At 65.3% G+C, this 18,069-nt stretch carries 21 protein-coding genes; 9 read left to right on the top strand and 12 right to left on the bottom strand.

Annotated elements, in window-relative coordinates:
• Window positions 1-58: 58 nt before the first annotated feature.
• The 12 genes from FIU66_RS10025 to FIU66_RS10080 form a co-directional block, all read right to left on the bottom strand.
• Window positions 59-838 (bottom strand): succinate dehydrogenase iron-sulfur subunit, encoded by a 780-nt coding sequence (locus tag FIU66_RS10025; protein WP_103171372.1) that lies wholly within the window; start codon window positions 836-838, stop codon window positions 59-61.
• A 12-nt stretch (window positions 839-850) separates the two neighbouring features.
• Window positions 851-1,693 (bottom strand): hypothetical protein, encoded by an 843-nt coding sequence (locus tag FIU66_RS10030; protein WP_167622568.1) that lies wholly within the window; start codon window positions 1,691-1,693, stop codon window positions 851-853.
• Between the two features lie 3 nt (window positions 1,694-1,696).
• The gene (locus tag FIU66_RS10035; RefSeq protein ID WP_167622569.1) at window positions 1,697-2,011 is read right to left on the bottom strand and encodes a hypothetical protein; all 315 of its coding nucleotides are present in this window, start codon (window positions 2,009-2,011) and stop codon (window positions 1,697-1,699) included.
• A 4-nt stretch (window positions 2,012-2,015) separates the two neighbouring features.
• Window positions 2,016-2,381: a hypothetical protein gene (locus FIU66_RS10040; protein WP_191309257.1), complete on the bottom strand. Its 366-nt coding sequence runs from the start codon at window positions 2,379-2,381 to the stop codon at window positions 2,016-2,018.
• Window positions 2,381-4,183, bottom strand: coding sequence for a succinate dehydrogenase flavoprotein subunit (gene sdhA, locus FIU66_RS10045; RefSeq protein ID WP_167622570.1), 1,803 nt, complete (start codon window positions 4,181-4,183; stop codon window positions 2,381-2,383). Before sdhA ends, FIU66_RS10040 begins: the two co-directional genes overlap by 1 nt.
• A 7-nt stretch (window positions 4,184-4,190) precedes the next feature.
• Window positions 4,191-4,577 (bottom strand): succinate dehydrogenase, hydrophobic membrane anchor protein, encoded by a 387-nt coding sequence (locus FIU66_RS10050; protein ID WP_167622571.1) that lies wholly within the window; start codon window positions 4,575-4,577, stop codon window positions 4,191-4,193.
• Between the two features lie 13 nt (window positions 4,578-4,590).
• Window positions 4,591-4,983 (bottom strand): succinate dehydrogenase, cytochrome b556 subunit, encoded by a 393-nt coding sequence (gene sdhC / locus FIU66_RS10055; RefSeq protein WP_167622572.1) that lies wholly within the window; start codon window positions 4,981-4,983, stop codon window positions 4,591-4,593.
• A gap of 224 nt (window positions 4,984-5,207) precedes the next feature.
• The gene (locus FIU66_RS10060; RefSeq protein WP_167622573.1) at window positions 5,208-6,242 is read right to left on the bottom strand and encodes a MaoC family dehydratase; all 1,035 of its coding nucleotides are present in this window, start codon (window positions 6,240-6,242) and stop codon (window positions 5,208-5,210) included.
• Window positions 6,239-6,445 carry a DUF1737 domain-containing protein gene (locus tag FIU66_RS10065; RefSeq protein WP_167622574.1) on the bottom strand — a complete coding sequence of 69 codons (207 nt, stop codon included), beginning with the start codon at window positions 6,443-6,445 and terminating at the stop codon, window positions 6,239-6,241. The genes FIU66_RS10060 and FIU66_RS10065 overlap by 4 nt, the downstream gene beginning before the upstream one ends.
• Before the next feature lie 3 nt (window positions 6,446-6,448).
• Window positions 6,449-6,997, bottom strand: coding sequence for an NnrU family protein (locus FIU66_RS10070; protein ID WP_167622575.1), 549 nt, complete (start codon window positions 6,995-6,997; stop codon window positions 6,449-6,451).
• 42 nt (window positions 6,998-7,039) lie between these two features.
• Complete coding sequence (locus FIU66_RS10075; protein ID WP_167622576.1) at window positions 7,040-7,885, bottom strand: CoA ester lyase; 846 nt, start codon at window positions 7,883-7,885, stop codon at window positions 7,040-7,042.
• Window positions 7,886-7,966: 81 nt separating this feature from the next.
• Complete coding sequence (locus tag FIU66_RS10080; protein WP_167622577.1) at window positions 7,967-8,713, bottom strand: sulfite exporter TauE/SafE family protein; 747 nt, start codon at window positions 8,711-8,713, stop codon at window positions 7,967-7,969.
• 160 nt (window positions 8,714-8,873) lie between these two features.
• Here FIU66_RS10080 and mdh point away from each other — a divergent pair, with 160 nt between their 5' ends.
• The 9 genes from mdh (at window position 8,874) to FIU66_RS10125 (ending at window position 18,068) form a co-directional block, all read left to right on the top strand.
• Window positions 8,874-9,836 carry a malate dehydrogenase gene (gene mdh / locus FIU66_RS10085; RefSeq protein WP_167622578.1) on the top strand — a complete coding sequence of 321 codons (963 nt, stop codon included), beginning with the start codon at window positions 8,874-8,876 and terminating at the stop codon, window positions 9,834-9,836.
• A gap of 113 nt (window positions 9,837-9,949) precedes the next feature.
• On the top strand, window positions 9,950-10,285 hold the full coding sequence (locus tag FIU66_RS10090; protein ID WP_167622579.1) for a hypothetical protein: 336 nt from the start codon (window positions 9,950-9,952) through the stop codon (window positions 10,283-10,285).
• A 173-nt stretch (window positions 10,286-10,458) separates the two neighbouring features.
• Entirely contained in the window at window positions 10,459-11,652 is a 1,194-nt protein-coding gene (sucC, locus tag FIU66_RS10095; RefSeq protein WP_167622580.1) for an ADP-forming succinate--CoA ligase subunit beta, read from the top strand.
• Between the two features lie 6 nt (window positions 11,653-11,658).
• Window positions 11,659-12,543: a succinate--CoA ligase subunit alpha gene (gene sucD, locus FIU66_RS10100; RefSeq protein ID WP_167622581.1), complete on the top strand. Its 885-nt coding sequence runs from the start codon at window positions 11,659-11,661 to the stop codon at window positions 12,541-12,543.
• 74 nt (window positions 12,544-12,617) lie between these two features.
• Complete coding sequence (locus FIU66_RS10105; RefSeq protein ID WP_167622582.1) at window positions 12,618-12,965, top strand: hypothetical protein; 348 nt, start codon at window positions 12,618-12,620, stop codon at window positions 12,963-12,965.
• 63 nt (window positions 12,966-13,028) lie between these two features.
• Window positions 13,029-13,427 carry a hypothetical protein gene (locus FIU66_RS10110; protein ID WP_167622583.1) on the top strand — a complete coding sequence of 133 codons (399 nt, stop codon included), beginning with the start codon at window positions 13,029-13,031 and terminating at the stop codon, window positions 13,425-13,427.
• Window positions 13,428-13,470: 43 nt separating this feature from the next.
• Window positions 13,471-13,899 carry a hypothetical protein gene (locus tag FIU66_RS10115; protein ID WP_167622584.1) on the top strand — a complete coding sequence of 143 codons (429 nt, stop codon included), beginning with the start codon at window positions 13,471-13,473 and terminating at the stop codon, window positions 13,897-13,899.
• A 25-nt stretch (window positions 13,900-13,924) separates the two neighbouring features.
• Window positions 13,925-15,160 (top strand): glycosyltransferase family A protein, encoded by a 1,236-nt coding sequence (locus tag FIU66_RS10120; RefSeq protein ID WP_167622585.1) that lies wholly within the window; start codon window positions 13,925-13,927, stop codon window positions 15,158-15,160.
• Window positions 15,102-18,068, top strand: coding sequence for a 2-oxoglutarate dehydrogenase E1 component (locus FIU66_RS10125; protein ID WP_167622586.1), 2,967 nt, complete (start codon window positions 15,102-15,104; stop codon window positions 18,066-18,068). Before FIU66_RS10120 ends, FIU66_RS10125 begins: the two co-directional genes overlap by 59 nt.
• Window position 18,069 lies beyond the last annotated feature (1 nt).

Raw genomic sequence — 18,069 nt, forward strand, 5'->3', positions numbered from 1 at the left:
CGTTGCCCAAATACCCCGGGGGTCCGGGGGCTGGCCCCCGGCCACCGCGGGACGCTGATCACACCATGCGGTCGACCATCATGTGCTTGATCGAGGCGATCGCCTTGGCGGGGTTCAGCCCTTTGGGGCAGGTATTGGTGCAGTTCATGATCGTGTGGCAGCGATACAGCTTGAAGGGATCCTCCAGCTCGTCCAGCCGCTCGCCCGTGGCCTCGTCGCGGCTGTCGATGATCCAGCGATAGGCGTTCAGCAGCGCTGCCGGGCCAAGATAACGGTCGCCGTTCCACCAGTAGGACGGGCAGGAGGTCGAACAGGACGCGCAGAGGATGCATTCATACAAGCCGTCCAGCTTCTTGCGGTCCTCGATGGACTGCTTCCATTCCTTGCCGGGCGTGGGCGACTTGGTGATCAGGTAGGGGTTCACGGATGCAAGCTGGGCATAGAAATGCGTCAGGTCGGGCACCAGGTCCTTGACCACCGGCATATGCGGCAGCGGATAGATGGACACGTCGCCCTTCACCTCGTCGATGCCATAGATGCAGGCCAGGTGGTTGCCGCCGTCGATGTTCATCGCGCAGGATCCGCAGATCCCTTCGCGGCAGGACCGGCGGAAGGACAGGGTCGGGTCGATCTCGTTCTTGATCTTGATCAGCGCGTCCAGGATCATCGGCCCGCACTTGTCCAGATCGACGAAATAGGTGTCCAGCCGCGGGTTCTCGCCCGTGTCGGGATCCCAGCGATAGATCTTGAACTTGCGGACATTGGTGGCGCCTGCCGGCGCGGGCCAGGTCTTGCCGACCCGGATCTGGCTGTTCTTGGGCAGGGTGAACTGGACCATTGGGTGCTCCTCTCAGGAAGTGCCTTCGGGCGACGCATCCGCCGCGAAAAGATGTTCCGCGCGCGCGACCAGATCGACGATCCGGCCATGCGCGTGGGGGTTCAGAGACAGGCCGTTCAGCCTGCGCAGGAATTCGGTCGCGCCGTCGTTCAGGCGGTTGTTGGTCGGCCCGTCCAGCGGCTGAAGCGCGTCGATCAGGGCGTCGTCCAGACCGGCATGGCGCAGAAGCTGGCGGCCGGGGCGCAGGGGATCCGTCTCATCCTCCAGCCGGAAGCGGGTCACGCGATCGCCGGTCTCGGCGGTCATGCGGCGGACAAGGTCGCCCCAGCCTGGAAGATCGGCAGTCTCAACCTCGAATTCAAGCAGGCTGCGGGTATAACCGTCGGTCCGGACCGCCTGCGCCCAGACCGAGGGACGCCAGCTTTTCCGGCTGCGCGTATAGATCACGAAATCGGTCGTGAACTCGCGTGCCTCGGCCATCAGCAGCGCGGCGATCTGCGGAAGCGCGGGGTAAAGCCGCGTCTCGCCGCCATTACCGGGCATGGCGCCCGCCAGGTTCTCGTGGCTGATCAGGACCGGCACCGCGTTTGCGGGCAGACTGTCCAGCACGTCTCGGAAGGCCAGCCGCAAGGCCTGGGCCCGGTCGTCCGAAGGCGCCAGGCTGAAGGCGATGGCCGCGCGGCCCAGCGGGCGCATGGGCGATCCTTCCTCGGGCGTGCGGACCAAAATGTGATGCGCCAGCGTGTCGGCGTTGCGGCGCAGATGCCGCTGGATCGAGGTGCTGCCGGTCTTCTGGACGCCCAGATGAACGATCAGGCGCCGCGCCCCCTGCCCTGTCCGTGCCTGTTCCGCCATGACCTAGCCCGTCCAGCCCGGCTGGTCGACCAGCGGCCGGCGCGGAGGCTGGCCAGACCGGCGTTGCACGCAGCGGTCATAGACCTGCGACGGGTCGCGCCCCATCAGGTAGTCGCCCGACAGATCGACCGACACGCTGCCGAAGCCGCGCGTGCCGGACGATCCGGTGCCGATGCCGACCGCCACATTGGTCTGCGGGCGGACGGCCAGTTCGGCGTCGCGCAGGCAAGTCAGCTCGGCCTGCTCGACCGGGACGGGGCCGCAGGCAGCCAGCGTCCCGATCAGCGCCAAGGCCATATGTCCCGCCCGCGCGCGCATCACATCAGGCCGTGCGTGCCGCCGCAGCGATGCACTGCGTGGTCGCCGGGCGCGAGACGATGGCCGCCACGCTGTCCGCCGTGCCGGACACGCCCGCGCGCGAGGCCTGGGCGATGTCGATCAGTTCCGCCGTGGTGGCGTTGTTGACGACGCAGTCGGTATAGGGCGCGACATTGGCGCCGGGCAGGCGCTTTTCCATCTCGGCGTTGATGACGGTCCGGGCAACCTGGCGCGAGGCCGCGTCCAGCACGGTCGGCGTGGTGACGACCGCAGGGGGCACGGTGACGGTGGTCGCCGGCGGCATCGGTGCGGCGCAGGCCGCCAGGGTGGCGGCCGCAAGGCCCAGGGCGGCGAAAGTCTGGAAGCGCATCAGTAAACCCTTTTCTTGGGAGCAATCTTCTTCAGGTCGATCCCGCCATCCTCTTCCTTGGTCAAGGGGTCCAGATGGACGGGGCGGTAATCCAGTTTAACCGCGTTTCCATCGACCCATGCAAGCGAGTGCTTGCGCCAGTTGGCGTCGTCCCGCTCGGGCCAGTCTTCATGCGCATGGGCGCCCCGGCTTTCCTTGCGCGCCTCGGCCGCGACGATGGTGGCAAGCGCGTTGGGCATAAGGTTGGTCAGTTCCAGCGTTTCCATCAGGTCGCTGTTCCAGATCAAGCTGCGGTCGGTCACCTTGATGTCGTCCATCTTGGCGGCGATCGCCGTCATCTTCTCGGCGCCCTCGGCCAGGGTCTTGTCGGTGCGGAACACCGCCGCGTCAGCCTGCATGGTGCGCTGCATTTCCAGCCGCAACTCGGCGGTCGGAACGGTGCCCTGGGCATGGCGCAGCGCGTCGAAACGCCCAAGCGCCTGGTCGACCGATGCCTGGTTGGTCGAGGGGACCTGGCTTTCGCGGTCGATCACCTGCCCCGCCCGGATCGCGGCGGCGCGACCGAAGACCACAAGGTCGATCAGAGAGTTCGAGCCGAGGCGGTTCGCGCCGTGGACCGATGCGCAGCCCGCCTCGCCCACGGCCATTAGGCCGGGGAAGATCGCATCCGGATTGTCGGCGGTGGGTGCAAGCACCTCGCCCCAATAGTTCGTGGGAATGCCGCCCATGTTGTAATGGACCGTTGGCAGGATGGGGATCGGCTGCTTGGTCACATCGACGCCTGCGAAGATCTTGGCCGATTCACTGATGCCGGGCAAACGTTCGGCCAAGGCCTCGGGCGGCAGGTGCATCAGGTTCAGATACATGTGGTCCTTATCGGGACCGACGCCGCGGCCTTCGCGGATCTCGATGGTGATGCAGCGGCTGACCACATCGCGGGACGCCAGATCCTTATAGGTCGGCGCATAGCGTTCCATGAAACGCTCGCCTTCCGAATTGGTGAGGTATCCGCCCTCGCCCCGCGCGCCTTCGGTGATCAGGCAGCCCGAGCCATAGATGCCGGTCGGGTGGAACTGCACGAACTCCATGTCCTGCAGGGGCAGGCCCGCGCGCGCGACCATCCCGCCGCCGTCGCCGGTGCAGGTATGGGCCGATGTCGCGCTGAAATAGGCCCGGCCATAGCCGCCGGTCGCCAGCACCACCATCTTGGCGTTGAAGACGTGGATGGTGCCGTCGTCCAGCTTCCAGCAGACCACGCCGGTGCAGGCGCCGTCCGTGACGATCAGGTCGATCGCAAAGTATTCGATGAAGAATTCCGCATTGTTCTTCAGCGACTGGCCGTAAAGGGTGTGAAGGATGGCGTGGCCGGTCCGGTCGGCCGCGGCGCAGGTGCGCTGCACGGGGGGGCCTTCGCCGAATTCGGTCGTGTGGCCGCCGAAGGGACGCTGGTAGATCTTGCCCTCCTCGGTCCGGCTGAAGGGAACGCCGTAATGTTCAAGCTCGTAGACGGCCTTGGGCGCCTCGCGCGCCAGGTATTCCATCGCGTCCGTGTCGCCCAGCCAGTCCGACCCCTTCACGGTGTCGTACATGTGCCACTGCCAGTTGTCCGGGCCCATGTTCGACAAGGACGCGGCGATGCCGCCCTGCGCGGCAACCGTGTGGGACCGCGTCGGGAAGACCTTGGTCACGCAGGCCGTGCGCAGGCCCTGTTCGGCCATGCCCAGCGTCGCCCGCAGGCCGGCGCCCCCGGCGCCCACCACGACCACGTCGTAATCATGCGTATGGATATCGTATGCTGCCATGATGCCCTCAGATCGCGACGGTGACGAGGGTCATCTTGGCCAGCGCAAAGACTGCCGCCGCGATGACCGCCCAGGAAAAGACCACCGAGACGATGATCGCCACCTTGCGCGCCGTGTGTTGGAAATAATCGTCGATCATGATCCGGGTGCCCTTGATGAAGTGCACCATGCCCACGACGATGAACAGCGCCGTGATCAGCGCCGGATAGGGTCGGCCGAAGTAAGCCACCAGTTCGGGATGAGGCAGGCCGATGGCATTGCCGATCACCAGCATGAAGGCCGGCACCAACAGGACCAGGGCGCAGGAACTGACGGTCAGGAACCAGTGGTCGGCCGTGCCGCTGTGGGCGGAACCCAGGCCCATGGCCGCCTTGCGAGGAGTGATATAGCGCATGGTTGCCTTGCCCTTATGCAAAGAAGAACAGGATCAGCGACAGAAGCGTCAGCACCACCGACCCGATGATGATGGCCCAGCTTGCACGTTCGGCTTCCTCGATCCGCAGCAGCTTGCCGGAATCGTAGAACAGGTGCCGGATGCCGGCCAGCGTGTGGAACCACAGCGCCCAGGCCGATCCGGTCAGCACGATGAAGCCGATCCAGGACCGCACTACCCAGTCGGCGGCGGCAAAGGCTTGGGGGCCGGTGACGGCAGCGACCAGCCACCAGACCAGCAGCAGGATGCCCGCGACAAGCGCGTGCCCCGTGATCCGCGTCATGATCGAGGTGATCGCCGCCAAGGGAAGGCGGTAAACCTGCATATGGGGGGAAAGCGGCCGGTTGCCCCGGTTTACGTCGGCCATGATGCGGCGCTCCTTTAAACGGTTCTGGCTTGACCCGCAGCAGGCACGAAGCTGGCCCCGCAGGCTGGCGATTGGCGCGTATTTGTCCTGTCTTGTGGCATCTGTCACCGCCAGATGCCATAGCATGGACCGAATTTTCGCTGCTTTCAGTCCTTTGTGATCACACCCCTGCGGGTCGTGATCACATGGCTTCGCCTTGTGCCGGCCTGTGCCGACTCGGACTTTCAGACCGGCATCAAGGCCCAGTAATCCAGGTCCAGAAACACGTCCGGCTGGTAGTGCCCATCAGGATCCTTCAGCGCTAAATCCCTGCTGTTCCCCTTGGTTGCGACAAGCCGCAGCCGGATTGCAGCAACGCCCGGCGCATCGGTTTCGGCCTTGTCCAGCACCTCGGACCAGGCGCGGACGGTATCGCCCGCAAAGCATGGGTTGGCATGGGCGCCGGCGTTCAGCGCGACGATCATCTGCGCATTGGCCAGCCCGTTGAAGGACAGGGCGCGGGCCATGCTGATGACATGGCCGCCATAGATCAGCCGCCGCCCGTCGTCGCGGTTGGTGGCGTCGAAATGCACCTTGGCGGTGTTCTGCCACAGGCGCGTGGCCAGCATGTGCTCGGCCTCCTCGATAGTGACGCCATCGACATGGTCGATCTTCTCGCCGATCTGGTAATCGCCCCAGCGATGCGGTTCCCCGGCCAGGTCGAAGTCGTATTCGGTGAAGTCGAGTCCTTCGGGGATCACCAGATCCTCGGGCGCGACCACGGGCGGCAGGTCAGGCACGACCGTCTCGGGCGCGGGCGCATCGGTGTCGCGCTTGCGCACCATCACCCAGCGGACATAGTCCAGCACCGGCTGGTCCATCTGGTTCAGCCCCTGCGTCCGGACCCAGACCACGCCCGACTTGCCATTCGAGTTCTGCTTCAGCCCGATCACCTGCGATTCCGACCGCAGCGTATCACCCGGCCAGACCGGCGCCAGCCATCGGCCCTGGGCATAGCCCAGGTTCGCCACCGCGTTCAGGCTGACATCGGGAACGGTCTTGCCGAAGACGATGTGAAAGGCCAGCAGGTCGTCCAGGGGGCTGCTTTCCAACCCGCAGTTCGCCGCGAATTCGTCGCTGGAATACAGCGCGTGCCGGGCCGGATACAGGGCGTGATACAGCGCCCGTTCCCCTTCGGCCACCGTGCGGGGAACGGCATGGCGGATCACCTGGCCAAGCTGGTAATCCTCGAAGAAGCGGCCCGGATTGGTCTTGGTCATTGCTGCCCCAGCTTCATGTCGGGATGGTATTCGGCCTGAACCTGCTTGGTGACGGCCTGGCCCATCCGCATCACGCCCTTGACGGGATCGAAGGCCATGGTCGGGCTGCCATGCAGGGACCAGCCCTTCGACAGCGCCTCGCTGACGCGGTGGCAGAATTGCGAGGTGTCGTCCTCGGTGATGCAGCGGTATAGGGTGGTCATGGTTCAGCCTCCGAACGGCCAGGGTCCGATCCAGCCGTGGATCAGCCCCACGACCAGCATGACGACAACCGCGCCAACGGCCGCCATGATTTCCTTGCGGACCGGGAACGGCCCCGTGCGCCGCTTCCAGGCGCCCGCCCGGTTCAGCAGGACGATTTCGACAAGCGCCCAGGCCAACAGCCCGCCGAACAGGATCAGCGACGCTAGATCGCCATTCACCAGCAGATGCGCCACAGCCCAGAGCGAGAAGCCGGTCAGCTGCGGATGCCGGATCCAGGCGGTGACGCGCGTGCCCATTCCGTCGGCCGCGTAAAGATAGAAGGCCAGCAGCATCAGCAGGTTGTTGATGCCGGTCGTCGCAGGCGACCTGCCCCACCAGACCGGCCCATCGACCTGCCCATAGCCTCGCGCCATGATGAAGACCGACAGGATCAGCAGGATCGCAACCAGCCCCTTGCCCTTGTCGCCCAGGGCGGCGCGGCGGTCCGGTGCCACCCGCTTGAACAGATGCGCCGCCCACCACAGGGCCACGCCCGAAATCAGCAGAACCATCTGGCTTTCCTTTCGCTGGATGTCCTGGGGCGCACCCTGCCCTTATCCTTCCATTGCCGCAATTGCCTTGGCGCGGTCCAGCGTCTTGCGGGCTGTCTCGACATGCAGGTTCTCGACGATCTTGCCGTCGACCACGGCGACCCCCTTGCCCTCGGCCGCGGCGGACTGGAAGGCGTCGATCTGGCGCCGGGCCAGGTCAACCTCCGCTTCCGTGGGGGCGAAGGCCTCGTTGGCGACGGCAAGCTGGGCGGGGTGGATCAGCGTCTTTCCGTCAAACCCCATGTCGCGGCCCTGTTCGCATTCGGCGCGCAGGCCATCGTCATCCTTGAAGGCGTTGAAGACGCCGTCCACGATCACCTTGCCATGGGCCTTGGCCGCCAGCAGGCACAGGCCCAAGCCTGCCAGCATCGGCAGCCGGTCGGGGCGGAAGCGGCTGTTCAGTTCCTTGGCCAGGTCGTTGGTGCCCATCACCATCCCCTGAAGCCGGGAATGCGCGGCGATCTGCGGGGCGTTCAGCATCCCCGAGGGCGTTTCCATCATCGCCCACAGCGGCAGGTCGGGGATGATCGCGGCCACGCGGTCCAGGTCGGCGGCGCTGTCCACCTTGGGGATAAGCACGGCATCCGCGCCGTCCAGATCGGCGCAGAAACGGGCGTCGTCCCCGCCCCATTCCGTGGCCAGCCCGTTGATCCGCACGATCCGCGCACGCGGGCCATAGTCTTCGGCCAGTGCCGCAGCCAGAGCGTCGCGCCCGGCTGGCTTTTCGGCGGGCGCGACCGCATCCTCGAGATCAAAGATGATCGCATCGGTGGGCAGACCCCGGGCCTTCTCCATCGCCCGTGCATTGGCTGCCGGAATATACAGAACCGAACGATAGGGCCGCGCCATCAGATCCTCCTCGCAACAATCTTGCGTGACGCTGCCCTGCTGCGCCAGATTTGGCAAGTGCAATTTTGCTGCGCTGCGGCATCAGGCCAAGGCTTGCCAGACCAGCCGCAATGACACCACCAGCAGCCCCCAGGTGATCAGCTTGTAGAACAGCGCCTCGGGGATGATGCGGACCAGCCGCAGCCCGACCCAGACCGAGATCAAAGCGACCGGCGTCAGCACCGCCGCCGCCTTGAGGTTCGCAACCGACAACTGCCCAAGCGCGGCATAAGGGATCAGCTTGACCCAGTTGCAGATGGCAAAGAACCAGGTCGTCGTGCCCGCATAGATCACCGGCGACAGGCGCAGCGGCTGGACATAGACCTGCCAGGGGGGCGCGCCCGAATGGCTGACAAAGCTGGTATAGCCCGCGATGCCGCCCCAGACGCTGCCCTTGGCGGCGGACGGTTCCCGCGCGGCACCCGCCAGTTGCGGCCGGATCAGCGCGTTCAGGGCAAAGACGACCCCGATCAGCCCGACGATCAGCGTCACGCCCCAGACCGGCACCAGATGCGCACCCGCCCAGCCCAGGCCGATGCCTGCCACCGCGCCCGGCAAGGCGGTGGCCAGAACCCGCAGGTCGAAGTTGCGGCGGAACGCGATCAGCCCGCCCACGTCCGAGGCGACATAGACCGGCAGCATCAGCCCCGCCGCCTGCACCGGCGACATGACCAGCGACAGCAGCGGCACCGCCAGCATCGCCACCATCGCAAGCCCGCCCTTGGCCAGCCCCACGGAGATCGAGGCCAGCACCGCAAGCACCCATCCCCCGACCGTCAGTTCCAGCATCGCCACCCTCCGTCCGCGCCGGCCAGGAATGCGCGCCCGGATGGTGAATGACAAGTGTCAGCGCCAACAGTGGCGCGCGGCAGTGGCGCGGGCTTGCGATTCGTTTCACGACCCCGTAACCAACCCCGCAACAATCATCCATGACACCCGGAGGTTATCCATGGCCCGACCCAAAATCGCACTGATCGGTGCGGGGCAGATCGGCGGCACGCTGGCGCATCTGGCCGCGATGAAGGAACTGGGCGACGTCGTCCTGTTCGACATCGCCGAAGGCACGCCCCAGGGCAAGGCACTGGACATCGCCGAATCCGGTCCGTCCGAAGGCTTCGACGCGGTCCTGAAGGGCACCAACGATTATGCCGACATCGCGGGCGCGGATGTCTGCATCGTCACCGCCGGCGTCCCGCGCAAGCCGGGGATGAGCCGCGACGATCTTCTGGGCATCAACCTCAAGGTCATGAAATCCGTGGGCGAAGGCATCGCGAAGCACGCGCCTGACGCCTTTGTGATCTGCATCACCAACCCGCTGGACGCGATGGTCTGGGCGCTGCGCGAATTTTCGGGCCTGCCGCGCGAAAAGGTCTGCGGCATGGCCGGCGTGCTGGATTCGGCCCGCTTCCGCCACTTCCTGTCGCTTGAATTCGGCGTGTCGATGAAGGACGTCACCGCCTTCGTCCTGGGCGGCCACGGCGACACGATGGTCCCGCTGACCCGCTATTCGACCGTCGCCGGCATCCCCCTGCCCGACCTGGTCAAGATGGGCTGGACCACCCAGGAAAAGCTGGACGCCATCGTGCAGCGCACCCGTGACGGCGGGGCCGAGATCGTCGGCCTGCTGAAGACCGGCAGCGCCTTCTATGCGCCCGCGACCTCGGCCATCGAGATGGCGGAAGCCTATCTGAAGGACCAGAAGCGCGTCCTGCCCTGCGCGGCCTATGTCGACGGCGCATACGGCCTGGACGGCATGTATGTGGGCGTGCCCACCGTGATCGGCGCGGGCGGCGTGGAAAAGGTCATCGACATCACGCTGGACGGCGACGAGCAGGCGATGTTCACCAAGTCGGTCGACGCGGTGAAGGGCCTGGTCGAGGCTTGCAAGGGCATCGACGGCTCGCTGGCCTGACGGGTCCCGCAGATCGGCAAGGCGCGTCCCCCGGGGCGCGCCTTTGCATTTGATGATGTTCATCTTTCCGGTTCCGTCGTAGCATTTCCGCATCCAGTGAACCGGAGGCGACCATGACCCGAACCGTCCTGCCTGCTGCGCTTTTCTCTGCCCTGCTGATCGGCGCCTGTTCCGCGCCGCCCTCTAGCCCCCGCCCGACCGACCAATTGCCCTTCATGGGCTCATGGAACTGCGGCGCCACAACCATGACCTTCACGCCCGAATCCTATTTGCCCGCGAACGAGGCCTCGCCCATCCGCATCGCAAGGTTCTCGACCCAGAACCGGGTCACGACCATGACGCTGGCCGACGGGGCTGTCATCCAGGTGCAGTGGCAGAGCGACAACCAGATGACCTTCACCTCGCAGACCACGGGCGACAGCTTCGACTGCGCCCGGGTTGCAGGCTAGATCGGCAGGCGAATCCTAGGATACTGACCTTTGTGATCACGGGATTTCCAGCCGTGATCACAATAGGCGACTTCTTGCGGCTTTCCTGCATTTTAGGGGAAAACCGTTTCCCGGCCCGCCCCCGATGTGGCAAGACCCCCCGCAAATCTGTCGAACCGAAAAAGGGGGTCAGGATGAATATCCACGAATACCAGGCCAAGGCGCTGCTGCGTCAATACGGCGCGCCGGTCAGCGACGGCCGGATCGTGATGAAGGCCGACGAAGCCAAGACCTGCGCAAGCGAGATGGACGGCCCCCTGTGGGTGGTCAAGGCCCAGATCCACGCGGGCGGTCGCGGCAAGGGCAGCTTCAAGGAAGCCGAAGCCGGTGAAAAGGGCGGCGTCCGCCTGGCCAAGTCGGTCGAGGAAGCCGAGGAACTGACCCGCCAGATGCTGGGTCGGACGCTGGTCACGCATCAGACCGGACCTGCCGGCAAGCAGGTCAACCGCATCTATATCGAGGATGGCAGCGACATCGCGCGCGAGCTTTATCTGGCGCTGCTGGTGGATCGCCAGACCTCTCGCGTCAGCTTCGTCGCCTCGACCGAAGGCGGCATGGACATCGAGGAAGTCGCCGCCCAGACGCCGGAAAAGATCGTCAGCTTCAGCGTTGACCCGGCCTCGGGCCTGTCGGACTTCCACGGCCGCCGCGTGGCCTTCGCCCTGGGCCTGGAAGGCGCGCAGGTCAAGCAATGCGTCGCCCTGGTCAAGAACCTGTATCGCATGTTCATCGAGAAGGACATGGAGATGCTGGAGATCAACCCGCTGATCGTCACCCCCGAAGGCAACATCAAGTGCCTGGACGCGAAGATGGGCTTCGACAACAACGCGCTTTACCGCCAGCCCGACATCATGGCGCTGCGCGACGAGACCGAGGAAGACCCCAAGGAACTGGCCGCCTCCAAGTTCGACCTGAACTACATCGCCCTTGACGGCGAGATCGGCTGCATGGTGAACGGCGCGGGCCTGGCCATGGCCACGATGGACATCATCAAGCTGTATGGCGCGGAACCCGCAAACTTCCTGGACGTCGGCGGCGGTGCGACCAAGGAGAAGGTGACGGAAGCCTTCAAGATCATCACCTCGGACCCGAACGTCAAAGGCATCCTGGTCAACATCTTCGGCGGCATCATGCGCTGCGACATCATCGCGGAAGGCATCATCGCCGCCGTGAAGGAAGTCGGGCTTCAGGTTCCGCTGGTCGTGCGTCTGGAAGGCACCAATGTCGAATTGGGCAAGGAAATCATCGCGAAGTCCGGCCTGAACGTGATCGCTGCCGACGACCTGTCGGATGCGGCAGAGAAAATCGTGAAAGCGGTGAAGGGATAAGAAACGATGGCCGTTCTCGTTAACAAAGACACCAAAGTCATCTGCCAGGGGATCACCGGATCCCAGGGCACCTTCCATACCGAACAGGCGATCGCCTATGGCACGCAGATGGTCGGCGGCGTGACCCCCGGCAAGGGCGGCAGCGAACACCTGGGCCTGCCGGTCTTCAACTCGGTCCACGAGGCCGTGGCAAAGACGGGCGCCACCGCATCCGCGATCTATGTCCCGCCCCCCTTCGCGGCGGATTCGATCCTGGAGGCCATCGACGCGCAGGTTCCGCTGATCGTCTGCATCACCGAAGGCATCCCGGTGCTGGACATGATGCGCGTGAAACGCGCCCTGCAAGGGTCGCAGTCGCGCCTGATCGGGCCGAACTGCCCCGGGATCATGACGCCCGACGAATGCAAGATCGGCATCATGCCGGGCAGCATCTTCCGCCGCGGCAGCGTGGGCGTCGTGTCGCGTTCCGGCACCCTGACCTATGAGGCCGTGAAGCAGACCTCGGACGTGGGCCTGGGCCAGTCCTCGGCGGTCGGTATCGGCGGCGACCCCATCAAGGGGATGGAGCATATCGACGTGCTGCAGATGTTCCTCGACGACCCCGAGACAGAATCGATCATCATGATCGGCGAGATCGGCGGCTCGGCCGAGGAGGAAGCGGCCGAGTTCCTGGCCGAGCAGAAGAAGAAGGGCAAGTGGAAGCCGACGGCAGGCTTCATCGCGGGCCGCACCGCCCCTCCGGGCCGTCGCATGGGCCACGCGGGCGCGATCGTGTCCGGCGGCAAGGGCGATGCGGAATCGAAGATCGAGGCGATGAAGCGCGCCGGGATCGTCGTGGCCGACAGCCCGGCTGGCCTGGGCGAGGCCGTGCTGAAGGCCATCAAGGGCTGAGACTGAACCCGCCCTGCGGGGCGGGCGTTGCCCCGGCACGATCACCTTTCGCGATCAAACACAGGAGACTGAAGATGAAGATGCTTTCGGCCACCATCATCGCCTCGACTGTTGTGCTGGGGGCCTGCGCGCCCGAGCCTGTCACCCGCGTCGAAACCGCCGTCACGGTCGACCAGGCCTCGACCGAGGCGCTTGCCGCGGCGACCGGCCTTCCGGCCGACGCGGTCCTGGGCGTGACCCGGACAGACAACCAGTATGTCGTCTTCTACCGCGACGACGGCGTCACCGCCGAACAGTTGGCGGCCGCGCCACGGACGATCTGCGCCAACACCGCCTCGACCGTTTTCAGCGCCCAGGCTGTGGACACGACCGCGCCTCAGTTCGGGACCGGCGTTCAGCGGATGACCGTCACCTGTTCGTGACGGATTTGAAAAGCCGTGCTCCCGACTTAAGTATGGGGGCACTGGCAGGACCAGGGGGATGATGTGGACGACCAGCCGCACTGCGGGGCAGCAATCGCGACAAGCCGGGCGCAAGCCTGGGCTGGCGGATGTCTTGCGCCCGTGTCACTGGCCGCGCTTCTGGCGCTGACGGCCTGCGGTCGCGCGCCCACCGACGACATCCTGCCCGGCGGCATTCCCGCCATGACGAACCTTCACCAGGCCAGCACCCTCCCCCCCGATGCGGTCCGCACCGTCGCGCGGCGCGATTTCGGCTGGCGGCTGATCTATCACCCAGCCCGCGCGCCCGCCGGTGCCGACCAGGGCGCAGCCCGTGCGCTGTGCGGCCTGGAACGTCGCGCTGTGGCGCGGATCGAACGCATCCCGCGGGTGGATCCCTATGTCGATCCCGGCGCGGCCATCATCGACGTTTATTGTGCCTGAGGCGGTCATGACATCCAGAATTCCAGCAGCCAGTCTTCTCACCATGCCCCGCGTCCTGGCGCTTCTTGCGGTCTGCGGGCTGGCAGCCTGCATGCAGCCTGCGGCTGCCCCGGCCCCGGTTCCCGCGCCCTCAGCCCCCGCCGCGCCGGCTGCGCCGCGTGTCGTGGTGCCGACAGTGCCCGTTGCGCCGCCAGTCGCGGCGCCGGCGGCCCCGGCCCTGCCGACCGGACCGGTCGACGGACGCACCGGGTTGCACCAGGCTTCGCTGATTTCGGTCACCGGGGATGCCGACAGCCGCTATACCGTGCTGTTCCGCCCTGCCCAGACCGACGCCGGCAAGATCGAGGCCGCGCCCGCGCAGCTTTGCCGCGCGGCCGGACGCGACGTTGCCGAGAGCCGCACCAACAAGCCGGGCGCCGGCAGCGCGATGCCCGGCGTCCAGATGATGATCGTCACCTGCAGCGCCGCCTGACGCCGTGAACCCCGTAGACCCAAATATGAGCGTCAGCGAGAAAGCCCGCTTCGAACATGCTGAGGGTGGTGATCAAGACCATCCGCTGACTTGGGCGTTGTGCGTAGCCACGCTCGATCGGTTCGACGTGCTGACGACCTGCATTGACTGCGCACTTTCGCAAACGCGTCCTCCTGCTGAAATCGTTGTTGTTGATGCCAGCGACGATTGGCTGACCCATCGTGATCGGTGCAAGGCGCTGTTGGCGGACAAGCCGGTCAGGCTGACATATCTGCAAGCGCCGCGTCGTTCGACCGCGGCGCAGCGGAATGCGGCTATGCATGCTGCGACCAGTGACATCTGCTTTGTCATCGATGATGACAGTTTCATGCATCCGGATTGCGCAGCCGAGATTATGAGGGTTTATGAACATCCTGCTCTGCAGGAAGTCGTAGCCGTCGCGGCCTCGGACGGCTTGCCGCAGGGCACTCAGGGATCATCCGGGGCACGCAAGGACGGATTAGCGCGAAACGAACGCGTCAAGCACTTGTTCAAGTTTCGGCTATTTCGGTTTTTGTGGCGAGAGATCGCGATGATGTCGGCAGAGCGGATTTTCGTGCCCTATGACGGCACGTTTCGAAACGCTCTACCACCCGGTCTGGCGGGCCTTGATCTTCGGGTCAACCCTCTTGCATTGATGGCCGGATACAAGATGACCGTCCGTCGTTCGGCGGGTGTGGCAGTCATGTTCGAAGACGCGCTGCAGAGCTATTGCCCGAACGAGGATCTGGATTTCAGCTATCGGCTGTCGCGGCACGGTTACTTGCTCAGCGCGCACGAAGCGAAGCTTTACCACCACGAGGTGGCAGCATCGCGGATAAAGCGTCAGACGGCGCTGCTTCTGTCCATCACCAATGTCGCCTTTCTTGTCGCGAAGAATGCGGCGGATAGACCTGCTGCCGAGCGCAGGTTCTGGAGCATCGTACGGCGCCGGGTCTTGGCGGAACTCATCAAGGACGGCGGCTCGCGGCGATGGCAGATGGGCCAGTTCCGCGCCGTCTTTAGGGCAATACCGGTTTGCCGCGAGATTCTACGCCAGCCCGCCGATAAGCTGGTGCCCTGGTACATGGATAAACAACTGGAAATCTTGCTTCGGGAAACCCGAGGCAACCGCAAACCCGCCCACAAGATAACCTCAGCTCGACCACAGAGGGCCAAGGCCTATGACCGACCAACCCAAGAACGCCGACTTCCACGACTCGTCCTTCCTGCAAGGACATAACGCGGCCTATATCGAACAGCTTTACGGCCAGTGGGCGCAGAACCCGCAGAACTTCGACGCCGCATGGGACGCCTTCTTCCGCGGCCTGGGTGATGCCGGAGAAGATGCCGCGCGCGAAGCCGAAGGCGCAAGCTGGAAGCGCGCCGACTGGCCGCCGATGCCGTCCGATGAAACCACCGCGGCGCTGACCGGCGAATGGCCGATGGCCTCCAAGGACGAAGCCCGCGCCGCGATGAAGAAGATCGCCGCCAAGGCCGAGGAAAAGGGCGTCAGCCTGACCGAGGACCAGATGCGCCAGGCCGTGCTGGATTCGATCCGCGCGCTGATGCTGATCCGTGCCTTCCGCATCCGCGGCCACCTGCACGCCAACCTTGACCCGCTGGGCCTGCGCGACGTGCCCGACCACGGCGAGTTGAACCCGGCCACCTACGGCTTCGGCCCCGGCGACATGGACCGCCCGATCTTCATCGACAACGTGCTGGGGCTGGAGGTCGCCTCGATCCGCCAGATCACCGAGTTGATGAAGCGGACCTACTGCGGCACCTTCGCGATCCAGTTCATGCACATCTCGAACCCCGAGGAAGCCGCCTGGCTGAAGGAGCGGATCGAGGGATATGGCAAGGAAATCCAGTTCACACAGGAAGGCCGCCGCGCCATCCTGAACAAGCTGGTCGAGGCCGAGGGCTTCGAGAAGTTCCTCCATGTGAAATACATGGGCACCAAGCGCTTCGGCCTCGACGGGGGCGAGGCGCTGATCCCGGCGATGGAACAGATCATCAAGCGCGGTGGCGCCTTGGGCGTGAAGGAGATCGTCGTGGGGATGCCCCACCGCGGCCGCCTGTCGGTGCTGGCCAACGTGATGTCGAAACCCTATCGCGCGATCTTCCACGAGTTCCAGGGCGGCTCGTTCAAGCCCGAGGACGTGGACGGTTCGGGCGACGTGAAATACCACCTCGGCGCATCGAGCGACCGAGAGTTCGACGGCAATACCGTCCACCTGTCGCTGACCGCCAACCCTTCGCACCTCGAGGCCGTGAACCCGGTCGTGCTGGGCAAGGCGCGCGCCAAGGGCGACCAACTGGGCGACATGCATGACCGCAGCGCGGTCCTGCCGATCCTGCTGCATGGCGACGCGGCCTTCGCAGGCCAGGGCGTCGTGGCAGAATGCCTGCAACTGTCGGGCATCAAGGGCCACCGCACCGGCGGCTGCATCCACATCGTGGTGAACAACCAGATCGGCTTCACCACCGCGCCGCATTTCAGCCGCACCTCGCCCTATCCGACCGATATCGCGCTGATGGTCGAGGCGCCGATCTTCCACGTGAACGGCGACGACCCCGAGGCCGTGGTCCATGCCGCCAAGGTCGCGACCGAGTTCCGCCAGAAGTTCCAGAAGGACGTCGTGATCGACATCTTCTGCTATCGTCGCTTCGGTCACAACGAAGGCGACGAGCCGATGTTCACGAACCCGGCGATGTATACCAAGATCAAGGCGCAGAAGACGACGCTGCAGCTTTATACCGAACGCCTGGTCGCCGACGGCCTTGTCCCCGAGGGCGAGATCGAGGACATGAAGACCGCCTTCCAGAACCACCTCAACGAGGAGTTCGAGGTGGGCAAGGCCTTCAAGCCCAACAAGGCCGACTGGCTGGACGGCAAGTGGTCGGGCCTCGACCGCGAGGGCGCGGAATACGTGTCGGGCGAAACCGGGATCGAGCCTTCGACGATGGCCCAGATCGGCCGCGCGCTGACGGGGGTTCCCGAGGGCCACAACCTGCACAAGACCGTGGGCCGGCTTCTGGAAGCCAAGAAGCAGATGTTCGAGACGGGCGAAGGCTTTGACTGGGCCACGGGCGAGGCCCTGGCCTTCGGGTCGCTGCTGCTGGAAGGCAAGCCGGTTCGCCTGGCGGGCCAGGACAGCACGCGCGGCACCTTCAGCCAGCGTCATTCGGCCTTCATCGACCAGAAGTCCGAGGATCGCTATTACCCGCTGAACAACATCGCCGAGGGTCAGGCCCGCTACGAGGTCATCGACTCGATGCTGTCTGAATACGCGGTTCTGGGCTTCGAATACGGCTATTCGCTGGCCGAACCCAATGCGCTCGTGTTGTGGGAAGCCCAGTTCGGCGACTTCGCCAACGGCGCGCAGATCATGTTCGACCAGTTCATCTCGTCGGGCGAGAAGAAATGGCTGCGCATGTCGGGCCTGGTGATGCTGCTGCCCCACGGCTTCGAGGGCCAGGGGCCCGAGCATAGCTCGGCCCGCCTGGAACGCTTCCTGCAGATGTGCGCCGAGGACAACTGGATCGTCGCCAACTGCACGACTCCGGCCAACTATTTCCACATCCTGCGCCGCCAGATGCACCGCCGGTTCCGCAAGCCACTGGTGCTGATGACGCCGAAATCGCTGCTGCGCCATCCCAAGGCCACCAGCAAGGCGGCCGACTTCCAGACCGGATCGACCTTCCACCGCGTGCTGTGGGACGACGCGCAGCATGGTGCCTCGGACATCACGCTGGTTCCGGATCACCGCATCCGCCGCGTCGTGATCTGTTCGGGCAAGGTCTATTACGACCTCTTGAAGGCGCGGGACGAGGCCGGGATCGACGACATCTACCTGCTGCGCCTGGAACAGTTCTATCCGTTCCCCGCGCAGTCGATGGTCAAGGAACTGTCCCGCTTCAAGGACGCCGAGATCGTCTGGTGCCAGGAAGAGCCCAAGAACCAGGGCGGCTGGAGCTTTGTCGAGCCCTACTTGGAATGGTCGCTGGATCGGCTGGGCGCGCGCCACAACCGCGCCCGCTATGTCGGCCGCAACGCAGCCGCGTCGGTCGCCACCGGCCTCGCCTCTCGCCACAAGGCCGAGCAGGAGGCCCTGGTGTCCGAGGCGCTGTCGCTTGAAGGATGAT

Origin of the sequence: Paracoccus sp. AK26, assembly GCF_011801365.1 — a bacterium.
Classification (GTDB): Bacteria; Pseudomonadota; Alphaproteobacteria; order Rhodobacterales; family Rhodobacteraceae; genus Paracoccus; species Paracoccus aerius.